Annotated in this window: 9 protein-coding genes; all 9 read right to left on the reverse strand. The window is 69.3% G+C overall.

From position 1 onward, the window contains the following. Positions 1-25 precede the first annotated feature (25 nt). From bcsZ to AC5P7U_RS12485, 9 genes are read right to left on the reverse strand one after another with little or no spacing between them, the layout of a single operon-like run. Positions 26-1,168, reverse strand: a complete 1,143-nt coding sequence (gene bcsZ / locus AC5P7U_RS12445; protein ID WP_004154175.1) for a cellulose synthase complex periplasmic endoglucanase BcsZ — start codon at positions 1,166-1,168, stop codon at positions 26-28. After that, the gene (bcsC, locus tag AC5P7U_RS12450; RefSeq protein WP_004154174.1) at positions 1,152-4,733 is read right to left on the reverse strand and encodes a cellulose synthase complex outer membrane protein BcsC; all 3,582 of its coding nucleotides are present in this window, start codon (positions 4,731-4,733) and stop codon (positions 1,152-1,154) included. Before bcsC ends, bcsZ begins: the two co-directional genes overlap by 17 nt. Next, positions 4,733-7,102, reverse strand: a complete 2,370-nt coding sequence (gene bcsB / locus AC5P7U_RS12455) for a cellulose biosynthesis cyclic di-GMP-binding regulatory protein BcsB (protein ID WP_004154173.1) — start codon at positions 7,100-7,102, stop codon at positions 4,733-4,735. Before bcsB ends, bcsC begins: the two co-directional genes overlap by 1 nt. Continuing rightward, complete coding sequence (bcsA, locus tag AC5P7U_RS12460) at positions 7,099-9,723, reverse strand: UDP-forming cellulose synthase catalytic subunit (RefSeq protein WP_495221161.1); 2,625 nt, start codon at positions 9,721-9,723, stop codon at positions 7,099-7,101. Before bcsA ends, bcsB begins: the two co-directional genes overlap by 4 nt. Then, positions 9,723-10,478, reverse strand: coding sequence for a cellulose biosynthesis protein BcsQ (bcsQ, locus tag AC5P7U_RS12465; protein ID WP_004154170.1), 756 nt, complete (start codon positions 10,476-10,478; stop codon positions 9,723-9,725). The genes bcsA and bcsQ overlap by 1 nt, the downstream gene beginning before the upstream one ends. After that, a complete protein-coding gene (gene bcsR / locus AC5P7U_RS12470; RefSeq protein ID WP_004154169.1) occupies positions 10,475-10,654 on the reverse strand; it encodes a cellulose biosynthesis protein BcsR in 180 nt (59 codons plus the stop codon). Before bcsR ends, bcsQ begins: the two co-directional genes overlap by 4 nt. Further along, positions 10,654-12,285: a cellulose biosynthesis protein BcsG gene (gene bcsG / locus AC5P7U_RS12475; RefSeq protein WP_495221162.1), complete on the reverse strand. Its 1,632-nt coding sequence runs from the start codon at positions 12,283-12,285 to the stop codon at positions 10,654-10,656. Before bcsG ends, bcsR begins: the two co-directional genes overlap by 1 nt. Next, positions 12,282-12,461: a cellulose biosynthesis protein BcsF gene (bcsF, locus tag AC5P7U_RS12480; RefSeq protein ID WP_040008940.1), complete on the reverse strand. Its 180-nt coding sequence runs from the start codon at positions 12,459-12,461 to the stop codon at positions 12,282-12,284. The genes bcsG and bcsF overlap by 4 nt, the downstream gene beginning before the upstream one ends. Next, positions 12,458-13,996 carry a BcsE family c-di-GMP-binding protein gene (locus AC5P7U_RS12485; protein WP_495221163.1) on the reverse strand — a complete coding sequence of 513 codons (1,539 nt, stop codon included), beginning with the start codon at positions 13,994-13,996 and terminating at the stop codon, positions 12,458-12,460. Before AC5P7U_RS12485 ends, bcsF begins: the two co-directional genes overlap by 4 nt. Between the last annotated feature and the right edge of the window lie 2 nt (positions 13,997-13,998).

Raw genomic sequence — 13,998 nt, forward strand, 5'->3', positions numbered from 1 at the left:
CACCCGGCCCTGCAGCGCGCGCGGCTCACCAGCGCGGCTGCAGCCTGCCGTCGGCGTTGAAGCGCCAGCGCCCTTCGGCCCAGCCCAGCCCGAACAGGCTGAGCATCTGCGAGTAGTACGCCGGGGCATCGGCGCGCTGCTGCTCGGCGCTGGGCAGGCTGGCCTGCAGTGCACGGGCGCGCTCGTTTTCTCCCTGGGCCAGCAGATACGGCAGCAACGCCGCGCGGAAGCCGTAATTGCCTTCGCCCTGCCCCTGCCCGCTGCGGGTGTCGATCTTTTCCCACATGGCGGCGCCGCTGCGCAGCCGCTGCAGCGGGCCGGACAACGCAGCCAGCTGCGGCCGGAACAGCGGATCGCGCGGCGCCGTCATGCCGGCCCAGGCGTAACAGCGGATCGCATCGTAGCTGCCGACCGCCCCCTTCACCGGGTCGGCCACGAAACTGCCGGCCTGCCAGGCCGTCCAGTCCGGCGCGAAACCGTGCGGGCTGCTCTGCTGCAGCATCCGCACCGTGTTTGCCGCCAGTGCCGGCCACGGTCCCTTGCGGTCAACCGATGCAAACCGCCGCAGCAGCGGCAACGGCAGATAGCTGGGGTTGATCCGGGTCGCATCGCCTTCGACGAAGCCCTGCGGGCCGGGCAGCAGCATCGGCCCCAGCCCCGGCAACTGCACGATCTCGCGCGCGCGCACCTGCTGCAGCATGCCTTCGGCGATGGCCTGCAACGCCGGACGCCGCCACAGGCGCGCACCTTCCAGCAGCGCGTAGGCCAGCCACAGATCCGAGTCAGAGGCGGGGTTGCTGTCCAGTACCTGCCAGCCCCCCTTGGCATCCCGTCCCCACAACCAGGCCGGCAGGTGCTGGCGCATGTCACCGCCGGCCAGGTTGTCCTGCGTCCAGGCCAGGATGCGATCGAACAGGGCCTGGTCATTGGCCACCAGCGCAAAGAACAGTGCATACGACTGCCCTTCGGAGGTGCTGCGCTGATCGTCCTGGCTGCGATCGATCATGCGCCCATCGCGGCTCAGGCTGCTGTCGAGCAGCACCTGCCACGCAGGCCAGCGCGATGCCGATGGCGCCGGTTGCGCCTGCGCGGCACCCCAGCCGAGCAACGGCACGGCCACGGCCGCCTGCAGCAGGCGCCGGCGGTGCAGGTCAGCGGAATTCGCCATAGGGCACCAACGGAGAGACCGGCAACGGCAGGTTGCCCTGCCAGGGTTTGAAGGTATAGCGCAGGTAGAGCTGGAACGAGTTCGGCGAGAAGTCGCGGCTGCGCTGCAGGGTACCGGCGGCGCCCAGCACGAAGTGGTCACCCAGCCGGCGCTCCACCGCACCGTACAGGCGGTAGCCGGTGCCGGTGCTCTTGCTGTCGCCGGTGTACAGGCCCGCCTGGTCCAGTGTCAGCGGGCCGTACTGCGGTTCCAGCTGGGCGATCACGCGTTCGATCAGTGCCTGGTCCGGGTAACGGCTGATCGAGGACGTCCGCGCGCTGGACACGCTGACCGATCCGTCCAGGCGTACCGACCAGTTGTCGTTGCGCCAGGCGAAGCTCACCGGCAGGCTCAGCGATGCGTAGCGCTGCGGGCTGTAATAGCCGCCCTGGCCCAGCGAGTAGCCGCCCAGATCCTTCTGGTAACGCCAGTACATCGCGGTGGTACCGACATCCAGGCGCATGTCGGTGCGCTGGATCAGCTTGTGGTACCAGCCAACCATCGCACGGGCGCGCGTGTTGTCCACCACGTTCTCGCCGGTCAGGCGATGCCAGCTCCAGTTCGACCAGACGCCATTGCGGCCGCCCTGGTCGTAGCCCAGGCTGAAGGTCAGGCCATTGGCGGTGACACCGCCCCAGCGGATGCCGCTGCGCGGATCGTATGCACCGGCCTGCGACAGCAGCGAATTGGTCATCGGCCGCCGCGATACGGTGGCTCCCCAGCCGAAACGGCCCAGGTCTCCATTGACGGTAAGGCCGCCGAGCCAGTTGCCGACCGCATAGTTGGACGGCGTATGGCCGATATCGAAATTCCAGCGATCGTCCAGCGTGCGCCAACCGACCGCGAAGCCAGCACCGGACGTGCGTTGCTGATGCACGAACCGGGTGCAGCCCGGTGCACGCAGGCGCGTGCCGTCGGCCTGGACCAGGTCCAGATCGCAGCTGCCGAAGTCTTCGTCGTAGGCGCCGTTGGCATCGGTCTGGAAGCGCCCGGCATCGAACTGCACCTGCTCGATGCGCGCCCAGCCCAGCCCACCCGCGAACGGCGCGTCGAGGTGCGCGATGCGGGTATCACGCGACAGCCGCGAGATGCCCGGCGTGCCATCGCTGCGGCGACCCGTATCCTGCATCACGGTCAGGGTGGGATTCTCCTGCTGGTACAGGGTTTCGACATCACTGCGCAGGCTGCGACGCAGCCAGTCGTCGCCTGCGGTCTCGCGGCTGGCCAGCGTCAGCGCGCGGTTGTCGCGCGGTGCTGCCTGTGCCGGTGCCAGCAGCCCGTTGTCAGCCATGGCCTGCGCGTACATGTCCAGCGCCTGCTGCGGATCGTCACGGCGGACCAGCCGGGCCGCGTCGCGCCAGGACTGTGCATCGGGCGCGGTCCTGCGTGCCAGCAGCGCACGCAGGATCGCAAGCGCCTTCGCATCCTCGCGCAGGTCGGTCCAGATGGTGGCGAGCTGGCGCTGCTGCCCCGTCGCCTCATCGGCAACCTGGGGCGGTGCATCCTGCATCTGGCGGCGTGCGCTGGCCAGGTCGCCGCTGCCGATCCAGGCCTGGATCCTTCCCAGCTGCGCATCGACGTTGTCCGGCTGTGCGGCCAGCACGCGCTGGTAATAGTGCAGCGCCTGCGCGTGATCACCGCGCAGGCGGGCCCACTCGGCCAGCAGCATGTCGTTGTCGGTGCTGGGCGGTTGCCGCAGCAACAGGGCGATGGCCTCGGCCTCCCTGCCCTGCGCGCGCAGCTCCCACAGATGGTCGGTCAGCTGCTGACGGTGCAGGCGTGCCGACAGCGCACGGATGTCATCGTCCCACTGCGCCTGGGGCAATGCATCGAGCACGGCCAGTGCCTGCGGCAGGCGATCGGACCCGGACAGGTACAGCGCCTGCGCATAGCGCGCCTCTGCACTGCCGTTGCGCCGCGCCATGTCGGCCACCACGGCGTCGGCATCCTGTTCCCGGCCTGCCGCACGCAGCTCGTTGCCGAGGCCATAGGCCAGCCAGGCATCATCAGGCAGTTCCGCGCGCAGCTGCGTTCCCAGTTCGATGGCCGTGGCGGCGTCTCCGGCGGCCAGCGCCTGCTCGCGGCGCTCGCGCAGCCGCATGATCTGCAGCTGGCGCAGGTCTTCGGCATACAGCTTGCGCTGTGCGGCGGGCAGCGCGTTGATGAAGGCCTCCAGCCGCTGCGGATCGGTGCGACCATACAGCTGCACGAGCTTGCGCACCACGTTGGCATCGTTGGGCGCGATCCGCCGCGCGCTCTGCAGCTGGCGTTCGGCGGCCGCATCGTCACCGCGCGCGACGGCGACGTCGACCAGCCCCAGCGCAGCATTGACGTCGCGCGGCTGCTGCCGCCGTGCCTGCGCGTACAGGCGCTCGGCCTCGTCCAGGCGGCCTGCCTTCAGCGCGGCATCGGCCTGGTCCAGCTGCAGCCAGTAGCGGGTGCTGGCGATCAGGTCGCGCCACTTGTCATTGCTGTCGCCGGCCGGTGTTGCCTGCACCGCGCGCTGGAAGTAGGCGATGGCCTGCTCGCGGCGGCCCTGGCGCATCAACGCCATGCCCAGCCCGCCAAGCAGGCCTGGCTCGCGTGGATAGCCTCGCAGCGCCTGCAGGAAGGCGCGCTCGGCGTCTTCATTACGGCCCGCGTCCAGCAGCTGCTGGCCGCGCAGCCCGGCGCGCCAGGCCGGGTCACTGACCCGCTTGTGCTGGTCCGCGTAGCGCTCGCGCACCAGTGCGATGTCGGCAAATGTGGGATTGCGGGTGATGAAGTCCTGCAGGCGGCGCACGCTGCGTTCGTCGGCAGCCTGATCCTTCAGATAGGCCCATTCGGCGTCGGCGGCCATGCCGCGCGCTTCCGGATTGCGCCCCATGCGCTGCAGCGCCGCCAGTGCCTCGCTGTCGCGTCCCGCAGCGAACAGCAGCTGCGACAGTGCCTGCAGCAGGGTGACATTGCCCGGGTAGCTGCGATCGAGCTCGGTGAGCGCACGGATCGCCGGTGCACGGCCTTCGGCCTGGGTACCGCGAAGCCGCCAGTATTCCAGGCCCAGCTGCAGGCCCGGCGGGTCGTCGTTGAACAGGCGCCGGTAGATCGCCAGTGCCTCCTCGCTGCGACCACCGGCGGCGAACAGGCGGGCCTGCTGCAGTTCCTGCTGCAGGTCGCCGCGATAGGCCTGCCACAGGCGTTCGCCGGCCGCCAGCTCGCGACTGCCTGCGCCGATCTGGCGCAGCCGTGCCAGCGTGGCTTCGGCATCGTCCAGCTTCTGCTGCGACAACTGCACTTCCAGGATCGCCACCAGCGTGCCGCGATCATCCGGTGCCAGCATCCGCAGCCGCGCCAACGCGTCTTCGATCAGGCTCTGGCGGCCGGTGGCCTCGCCGATGCGCACCTGCTGCAGCAGCCACTGGCGTTGCTCGGCCACCGTGCCTCCCGGTGTGGCCGGCAACGCCTGCGCCGCGCACGGGCCGGCACCGGCCAGTCCCAGCAGGACCAGCCCCGATGCCGTCACCAGCGGGTGCCGCGTGCGCGCCATCAGTGCCCCGGATCCAGGCGCTTGGCGGCCACCCAGCGCAGCGTGCGCCACAGCAGGAAGGCGAACATCAGCACCACCAGCGTGGCCAGTACCGCCAGCAATGCGGGATGGTCGGCCAGGTGGTACCACAGCAGCAGCCACCACGGCAGCGCGCCAACGTAGTAGTGCTCACCCACGAACTGGCTGTGGATGCCGGATGTGCGCAGGATCGCCACCGAGCCGGCAATCGCCTCGCGCTTGCCGGTATCACTGAGCGCGTCGTCGAGCAGGCCATAGTCCGCGGCATTGCTGGCGGCCAGCGAGACGATGCTGCGCTGGGCATGATGCGGCGACTGCATGCCGATGATCGCGGCAAACGGTGCCTGCGCCGTCACCGCAACCTCGGTCACCGCCGGGTCGCCATCGCGGCTGCCACGCCGTGCCTGCTCCATCGCCTGCTGCGGCGAAGGCGACTGGCCGTTCAGCAGCCGCGTGCGCTGGTCATCGATCAGCAGCGAGAGCTGCTGGCTGCCGCGCAGCTCGGCCGGCAATGCGCCCAGCATCAGCAGGTCCGCATCCAGTGCGCTGGCCTGCTTCCAGTCATCGGACAGGCGCAGGCCGTAGGCGGGGTAGCCGGTCTGCACGCCCAGGCCGCCCACCAGGTTCAGCAGCAGGCTGACCTGCGCCTCGCTGGCAGCAGGCGGCACCAGCACGACGGTCTCGGACAGGTCGGCCATGCGGGTGAAGGGGAAACCGCTCAGGGCGAATGCAGACAGGTCCGGCAGGCCCATGTAGTGATGGAAGCCGGAGAAGTCGATGGTTGAATCTTCCTCGATCGCCGCCTGCAGGTTCGGTGGCAGCACGGTCTGGCAATGATCGCGCTGCGCACTGCCCATCACGCTGGCGAAGTTGAAGTCGAAGCGCAGCTGGTTGCGGTCACCCAGCTTCAGTGCAGGAATCAGCAGGCGGCCATCATCGGCACCGGCATCACCGGCCAGCACCGGCAGACGGATCTCTTCCAGGCCCTGCTTGCCGGTGCGCCGCACCAGCGGGAAGCTGGAAATGAACTGATCGTTGATCGCAACGCCCAGCCGCGACTCGTCGCTGCCGAAGGGCGGCGTGTAGCGGTAGCGCAGGTTCAGCGGAATGCCCTGGTTGCGCCAGATGAACAGATCCGGCGGCAGGTTGAGGTTGACCGTGATCGGCTGCGGCGACACACCGTTGGCATGCAGCTGCTGCGGATAGTCCAGCAGTTCGGCCAGGCGCACGGCGCGGTCGGTGCGCACCCAGTTCGGGGCGTCGTACGGCTTGCGCGGGGCCAGCGGCTTGATCTCGTCAATGCTGACCTGGCGCCCGCGGAACAGCACGTTGCCGGCCGCCATCGCGGCCACTGCCTTCTGCAGGTCGTCATCGTTGCGGCCCAGCACCAGCAGCAGCTTGCGCTGCGGGTCGTCCGGCAGTGCCATCAACTCGATCACCGGGCCCTTCACCGGCGCGTGGTTGCCGATCACCGCGGGGAATTTCCCGTTCACGGCCAGCACCACCGCGTGGCCCTTCCCGGGCAGCGCGCCGAAGCTCACCGGGAACCGCGCCTGCCGCCACCAGCCGGCGAGGCTGCCGAAGTACGACGACATCACCGCCGCCGCGCGCTGCTGCGCCAGGCTCGGGGTGCCGGCGAACACCACCGGCAGTTCGAGCCGCGCGGTGTCGCGCGGATCGAAGAACGGCAGCGGGAAGTTCGCCAGGTCGTCCTGCATCGCCAGCGGCTGCCCACCCAGGCGCAGGGTGCTGTTGCTGGACAGGTTGACCCACAGCGAACTGTGCGTGGGTTCTTCGCAGATGTCGGTGTAGTGGCCGACGAACTCCAGCCGCACCTGGTTGAAGTCGGCGATCAGCCGCGCATCCAGCGGCAGCTTGGCCTGCACCGGGCGACCCAGCTGATCGTTGCTGATCGGCACCACGCCCATCATCGCGTCGTTGAGGTAGACCCGCAGATGCGACAGGGTCGGCAGCAACGACGGCGAAGGCGTGAAGCTCAGGTCCAGTTCCGCATCGCGCACCAGGCGGTCGCGGCGGACCTGGAACTCGAACGTGGTGGCGTTGCGCACGCCGGACAGCAGGGTGTCCTGGCGTCGCCCCAGCTGGGCGAACGTGCTCTGCCGCTGCCAGGGCCAGGCGCTGCCGGCCCAGGTCTGTGTCAGCGCCGCTGCCTCGGCCGGAACCGCGGCGGTGGCCGAGGTCGCGGGCAGCGCAGGCGGCGCTGCCACCGGCGCGGCATTCGCCGGTGCGGGCGGCGGCACCGGAACCGGAGCGGGAGCGCTGTTGCCGGATGCCACCGGCAGGGCCAGCAGGGGCAACAGCAGCCAGCGCAGAGAAGACGGAATGCTCATGGACGAAGCCCTGGATCAGCGGCTGGGTCAGCCGGGTGGGAAGGAAGCGAACGTTGCGGGGCAAAGCTGGCGAGCCATCGCAGCAGGCGACGATTCCAGTGTGCCGGGCGGTCGAGGTCGAACGGAGTGAAATCGCCCATCCGGCGGTAACCGCGCCAGCCCAGGACCAGCACGCTCCACAGGCTGCGCGGCAGGCTCTTGGGTTGATAGCCGGCATGCCAGTCGAGCCACGCGTCCGCGCGTGCGAACGTGCACTGGGCGAACTCCACGCGCTGGCGCTCGTCCTCGAACAGCAGCAGCAGGCCCAAGCGGTGGCCGACGGTGCGCTGCACGCGCGCCGGGAAAGCGAATTCACGCCGGCCACGCCCCAGCAGCACCTGTACCTGCTGGCCTTCGGCGAGCTGGGCATCTTCGCCCAGCTCGACGCCAACGCCATCGTTGGAGTAATCCTGCAGCACGCCACGCAGGCGCCGGCCATCGGGAATCTCCAGCGCCATCGGCAGGCGGGTGGTGACGCGATGGGTGCGCCGCACCTGCTGCACCTCGGCGGCCACGGCCAGCGCTCCGCCGATGATCAGCAGGTTGTACAGCACCCACAGCGAGCTGACGACCACCGTGCCGCGTTCATCGGCCGGCCCGTGCATGAACCGCCACACGGCAAAACAAAGGCCCAGCACGTTCAGCAGTGCCAGCACCAGATAGGGCCGCGCCACCCGCCAGTCGAAGCGGTCACAGGCCTGGGTGCCGCCCTTGTCGGTGACGTTGAACTTGCCGCGCCCCGGGCTGAACAGTGCCACCGTGGTGGGCCGCGCGATGTACCAGGCCAGCACGGTCTCATACACCTCGCCCCAGAACGGGCGGCGGTACTTGCCCTGGATGCGGGCATTGGTGAGGCTGGCATGGGCCATGTGCGGCACCACGAACAGCAGGATGGCCAGCGCCGGGGCGTAGATGATGTAGACGTGCAGCAGCAGGAACGCCAGCGGCGCGGTCAGGAACACCAGCCGCGGGATGCCGGCAAGGAAATGCAGCATGGCGTTGGCATAGCAGAAGCGCTGGAACAGGCTCAGGCCCTTGCCCAGCAATGGGTTGTCGATGCGGAAGATCTGCACCATGCCGCGCGCCCAGCGGATGCGCTGGTTGACGTGCGCGCCGAGGCTGTCGGTGGCCAGCCCGGCCGCCTGCGGGATGCGCAGGTAAGCCGAGTTCCAGCCCTTGCGGTGCAGGCGCAGGGCGGTGTGCGCATCTTCGGTGACGGTCTCGGTGGCGAAGCCGCCGATCGCATCGATGGCCTCGCGCCGCAGTACCGCGCAGGAGCCACAGAAGAACGCCGCGTTCCACAGATCGTTGCCGTCCTGCACCAGCCCGTAGAACAGCTCGCCCTCGTTGGGATCGCTGCGGAACACCTGCAGGTTGCGCTCGAACGGGTCGGCGGAGAAGAAGTGATGCGGGGTCTGCACCAGTGCCAGCTTCGGGTCACGCAGGAACCAGCCGCAGGTGATCTGCAGGAACGAGCGCACCGGCAGATGGTCACTGTCGAAGATCGCCACCAGCTCGCCATCGATCAGGGTAAGCGCATGGTTGAGATTGCCGGCCTTGGCGTGTCGGTTGTCGGTACGGATGATGTAGTTCACCCCGGCGCGCTCGGCGAAGGCACGGAACTCCTCGCGCTTGCCGTCATCGAGGATGTGGATGCGCAGTTTGTCCGCAGGCCAGTCCAGGCCCATCGCGGCGTATACGGTATGCCGTACCAGCGCCAGGTCTTCGTTGTAGGTGGGAATCAGCACGTCCACCGTCGGCCATTGCCGCACGTCGGCCGGCAGCGGCGCAGGTCGCCTGCGCAACGGCCAGGCGACCTGCACGTAGCCCAGCATCAGCACCAGCCAGGAGTAGGTTTCCGCAGCCAGCAGGATCACGCCGCAGACCAGGTCGAAGGTGCTGTTCCAGTTCAGCGTGGCGGTATAGCGCCACCACAGGTAGCGGCAGGAGACGGTGATCGACAGCACCACCAGCACCAGCGTGGCGTAGCGGCCCTGCATGCGCCGCACCAGCAGGGCGATGATCCACAGCAGCAGCACGAACACGAACTGCGCGACGTAGGTGAACGGCTGGGTGATGCACAGCGCCGCCAGCCCGAGCGTGAGCAACCCGATCAACAGAGTCAGCAGATGGCGCGAGCGCGGCGACAGGGCGCGGACCCGCTGCCCGAACCAGCCTGCGAAACGGCTGTTCCAGAACTCGCTGGGCGCATCGCTCATCGCCCGCAGATAGCGCAGCCGGCCTCGGCCTGCGGCGCCGCGAAGCTCGGCAATCCGCTGGCGGTTGGCGTCGGCCAGGCGCTGCCGCCGCTTCGACGCCTTCGGCACCAGCCGCACCACTGACAGCCAGGCGGCCTGGATCAGCAGGCGCAGCGGATCACCCGGACGCCAGCGACGGTCACCCTGGATCTGCGGGAAGGCGTTGCGCAGGCGCGGCGCGATCGACTGCCAGGCCGGTCCCTCCAGGCGCAGGAAGGCCCACCCGGTCCATTGCAGCAACCACAACAGGGCCCGCGTCGGCCAGGAGGCATGCACCCGCTCGCGCAGGCGCCCCCAGCCCAGGTAGTAGACCCGGGCGCCCATCAGGGGACGCCTTCGCGGTGCTGTCGCCGCGCCGCTTCAGCCAGGCACCACAGCACCAGGCCGTCGACGTCGGCCGCGGCCAGCGAGTTCGCTGCATAGCGCCCCAGCGGTTGCTTGCTGGCGAGTGCGGCCGGCACCCGCGCATCCTCATGCAACGGCTGCGGCACCAGCCGGCTGGCATGGGTGTGCAGCCACAGCTGCATCAGATCGCGCTGCACCGGAACGGCCGGGTCATAGCGGTTGGCCAGCACCCGGCGCTCGTCGTCCGGCTGCCGTTGCAGGACCACATGACTGACCGGATCGACGCAGGCCAGGCGCAGCGGCAGGGTGCAGCGCGCGTGCTGGTTGATGGCTGCCGCATGTGCCGGCAGGCGCTGCGGCAGATCGAACAGCACCCAGTCGAACTGGGCCTGCAGCAGCGGCAGGCGATCGGCCCAGGTCGAAGGCGCCTGGCGCAGCTGCTGCTCGACCTGCATCGCGCCCTCGGCATCCACCCGGCCGTAGGGCAGCACGGCCAAGCCGGGCGCGATGGCAAAGGCGGCATCGCGCCAGTCGCTGCCGTCCAGCTGTGCATGCGCCCAGCCGCGTTCAACATCCGCGGGCAGGCCCAGATGCAGGCCAAGCATCTGGTCGGGACTGCATTCCACCAGCAGCACGCGCTGGCCCTGGGCATGCAGGCCCTGCCCCAGCGCGGCCAGCACCGTGGTCACGCCGGTGCCGCCATGGACGCCCTGCAGGGACAACACGTTGCTCATCCGCACCGCTCCAGTTCCGCCAGCAGCGGCCAGCGCGCCAGCGCCTGGGCACGTTCATGCTGGGCCGAGAAATCCACGTAGGGCAGCTCCGGCATATCCAGGCTGCGGCGCAGCAGATCGATGTCGTCCTCTTCCACGGACAGGGTGGCGGGCACGGCAAGAATGTCGGCAGGCATCAGCGCGCATCCTCCGGGTAGGGGCTCCAGGTCTGGCTGCCCTGCAACTGCAGCCAGGGTTTGCCGCCGTAGTCGATGACCTTGGCGCCTTCGTTCTCCGACACCGAGGGCGTCTGCGGCAGGCCCTTGAGCAGGCTGTCCCAGTTGCGTTCGCTCGGCGGCGACTGCGCGTTGAGTGCGTAGACGCGCGAGACCAGCTCGGACACGGCCAGGTAGCTGCTCGGCTCGGGGATGTGGCGCGGGCCACCGGCCGCCGGTGCGCCCATCCCGACCAGCTTGACGCCCACCGGCACGTGGGTGATCGACGGGCTGGGAATCTCGCGCATGCCCGGAATCTGCATGCGGTCCCCGTGCAGCGCGGCGCCATGTTCGGGGACCACCACGATCATCGCGCGCCGGCCGCTCTTTTCCACCGCATCGACAAAACCGGCCATGTCACCCAGCACCATCTCCGCGCGCGCCTTGTAGTCGGCGGCGTTGGAACGGCCATCGGCACCGACGATGCGATTGCCGTCATGCAGCGAGATCGTGTTGTAGAACAGCGCCACCTGCTGCGGGGCTTCGGCCAGCCGCTGCTTCCACCACGCCATCAGCACGTCGCCATCGCGGCGCAGTGGCGACTTGTCGAACGCCACCAGCGCCTTCGGGAAGGCGCTGATATCCATCGGCTGTGCCTGCAGCCCACCGTACTGGTGCAGCTCGCCGATGAAGTCGTCGAAGTGGCCATCGTGGTTCATCGCCAGCTCGCTCTGGAAGCCCAGCCGCTGCAGGTTCGAGAACAGCTGGCACTCGGCAGGCACCGGGTCGAACAGCTTGGTATGCGAGGTCTGGCCACAGCTGGCGCGCAGCAGCCGGATCGCCGCCGGGCCGCTGTAGGCGGTGGCCGAATTGAAATCGTCGAACACCACGTCCATGTGGTCGAGCAGGTTGTTCTGGCGCAGCCCGACTTCGTCCAGGTCGCTCCACGCCAGCGAGCAGATGTTGAGGATGATGACGTCGAACGGAGCACCGCTGGCCGGTGCCGGGAAGCTGGTCTTCAGGCTGGCCTGCTGCTGGTAGAAACTGCTCAGCCACGCATTGAGCGTGTCGTTGTTGGCGGGCGGCAGTCCCCCTGTCGTCGCCCCGGCGGCCCCTGGGCTGGCCGCCGTGGCGGTGCCCTGCCCCCAGTTCCAGCCGGCCGGCATCGGTATCGCCATGACGGCAAGGCCAAGCATGCCCAGCACGCTCAGGGTGGTGATGCGCAGCCACGGCTTGAGCAGGAAGTAGGCCACCAGCAGCAGCGCGAGCACCGCCACCATCTGCCAGTTGATGAAGCGCTGGGCCAGTTCGAGCCAGTAGTCGGCCGAGAAATCCAGCACGCCTGGTTGCACCAGCAGGCGCTGGAACGGTGGCCACCAGGTGTCCTGGTAATAGAGCGCCACGCCTACCGGCACGGCAACGATGGTGCGTGCGATGCGTGCCCATCGCCAGCGCAGCGGAACCAGCAGCGCGCCCAGGAACAGCAGGTTGGGCAGGATCTTCAGGTCCAGCGCGCCCATCCAGGCCAGCACCACCTTGGACAGGAAATACAGGTTCCAGCCACGCAGGTCGGCCCAGGCGAACGGAGATGCGGGAACGTTCTGCGGACTCATGCAGCGCTCCGCGGCGCACGCTGGCGCACGCCGGCGCGGCGCAGATGGCGGGGCGGCAACCAGCGCGTGGCACGGCGGCGCAGCCCGCGCCACAGGGTGCCCAGCATGGCCCCGAAGGGAATCATCACGACCGCGCAGGCGACGATCAGGGTCCAGAGTTGCTGGTCGGTGGTCATGCGGTATCTCCCAGCCGCAGCGGCTTCGGGGCAACGACGGCCGGCGCTTCCCGCACCGGAGCCACTGCGGGCAAGGCAACCGGCGCCTCGGGCAGCAGCTCGGCGTCCGGATCACTGCCGCTCGGATTCATCGCGGCGATGTCGTATTCGGCAAGGCGCTGATAGCCGTCAAACAGTTCGCGCCATGGCAGGCGGAACAGGTTGCCCAGCGCCTGCTCGACCGCATCGCGGCGGCAGCCGAACAGGAACAGGCGGACCTGCCCGCGATAGATACAGGCAAGATCACCCTGGCGGCGGATGCGCAGCTGTTGCAGGGTCTGTTCGGCGCGCAGCCCGGCAACCGGCTGCAGGGCCAGCACCGCGCTTTCCACCGCGCTGCCGTCCTGGTCGATGCGTTCTGCGGCAATCTGGCGGAAACGTGCGGCATTGACCAGGCCGCTCAACGACGGCGGCCGATGGGCGCGGATCAGCGGCTCCGGGTCATCGGCCAGCTGGCCCTGCCAGCGCTGCCGCTGCACGGTTTCCAGCAGCGTCAGCAGGCGTGGCAGCGGCGTATCGGCCGGCACCACCAGACTGCATCCGCACTGCATCAGCAGGCGTTCGTCGGCGTAACGCAGGCAGGGCTGAAGCTCGCGCACGACCAGCTTCAGAGCGGTGCCGCGCTCGCGGCGCAGGCGGTGCAGCAGCCGCGCCAGCGCGTCCACCTGGGCGTTCTCGTTGATGGCCAGCACCACGGTGGCCTCGCGCGCCTGCAGTGCGGCCGGCAGCAGGCCGGCCCAGCCCTCGTAGAGGCGCCATGCGGCGGACAGCGGCGGCGCGCCCTCCAGCACGTCGGCCTGGGCGAGGAAGACGTCGCGATCACTTCCGCTGGCAAGGCTGGCAGCCTCGCCACCGGTATCGGCCTCGGCCACGTGGCGCAGGCCGGTGCCCTCCTGCAGCACGCCAAAGGAACGCTGCGCGACCACGCCATGACTGTTCGACCAGTAATGCAGCAGCAGCTGCAGGGCACCGCGATGCGGGTGCAGCTGGGCCACGCCGGCACAGGCGCGGTTCAAGGGCAGCAGGCGCGGTGCCAGGGTGGCGACTTCGCCATGGCAGAGCAGCAGCACGATCTGGCCGGCCTGCCCGGCCCAGCCTTGCAGCCGTTCGCACCAGCGCGCCAGGCGCGTGTCATCCCAGCCATCCAGCGCGGCAACCGGAAACTGCACCAGGCTGAGCCCGGTGGCGGCGGACGCCACGCGTGGCAGGTCCTCTGGCAAGCCGCGCAGCGCCTGCTGCATGCCGTGGTGGGAACGCTGGAACAGGCGCAGGCGTGCCGGCCCCTGGTCGTCCGCCAGCAGCGACAGCATCGGCTCGGCGCCACGGCCCAGCGTCACCAGAACGGCGTCCTGCAGTGCGGCGGCGGTGGACAGCACGCCGGCGCCGAGCAGGTCGGTCGGCGCACTGCCGGCCGCGACGACCCAGTACAGGCCGCCCCCGCGCATCTCAACGAACTCCGAAGGCAATCCGGCAATGGCAAGGTGGGCTGCTGTCACGC

It is taken from the genome of Stenotrophomonas sp. YJH_SMC_57, assembly GCF_059369755.1.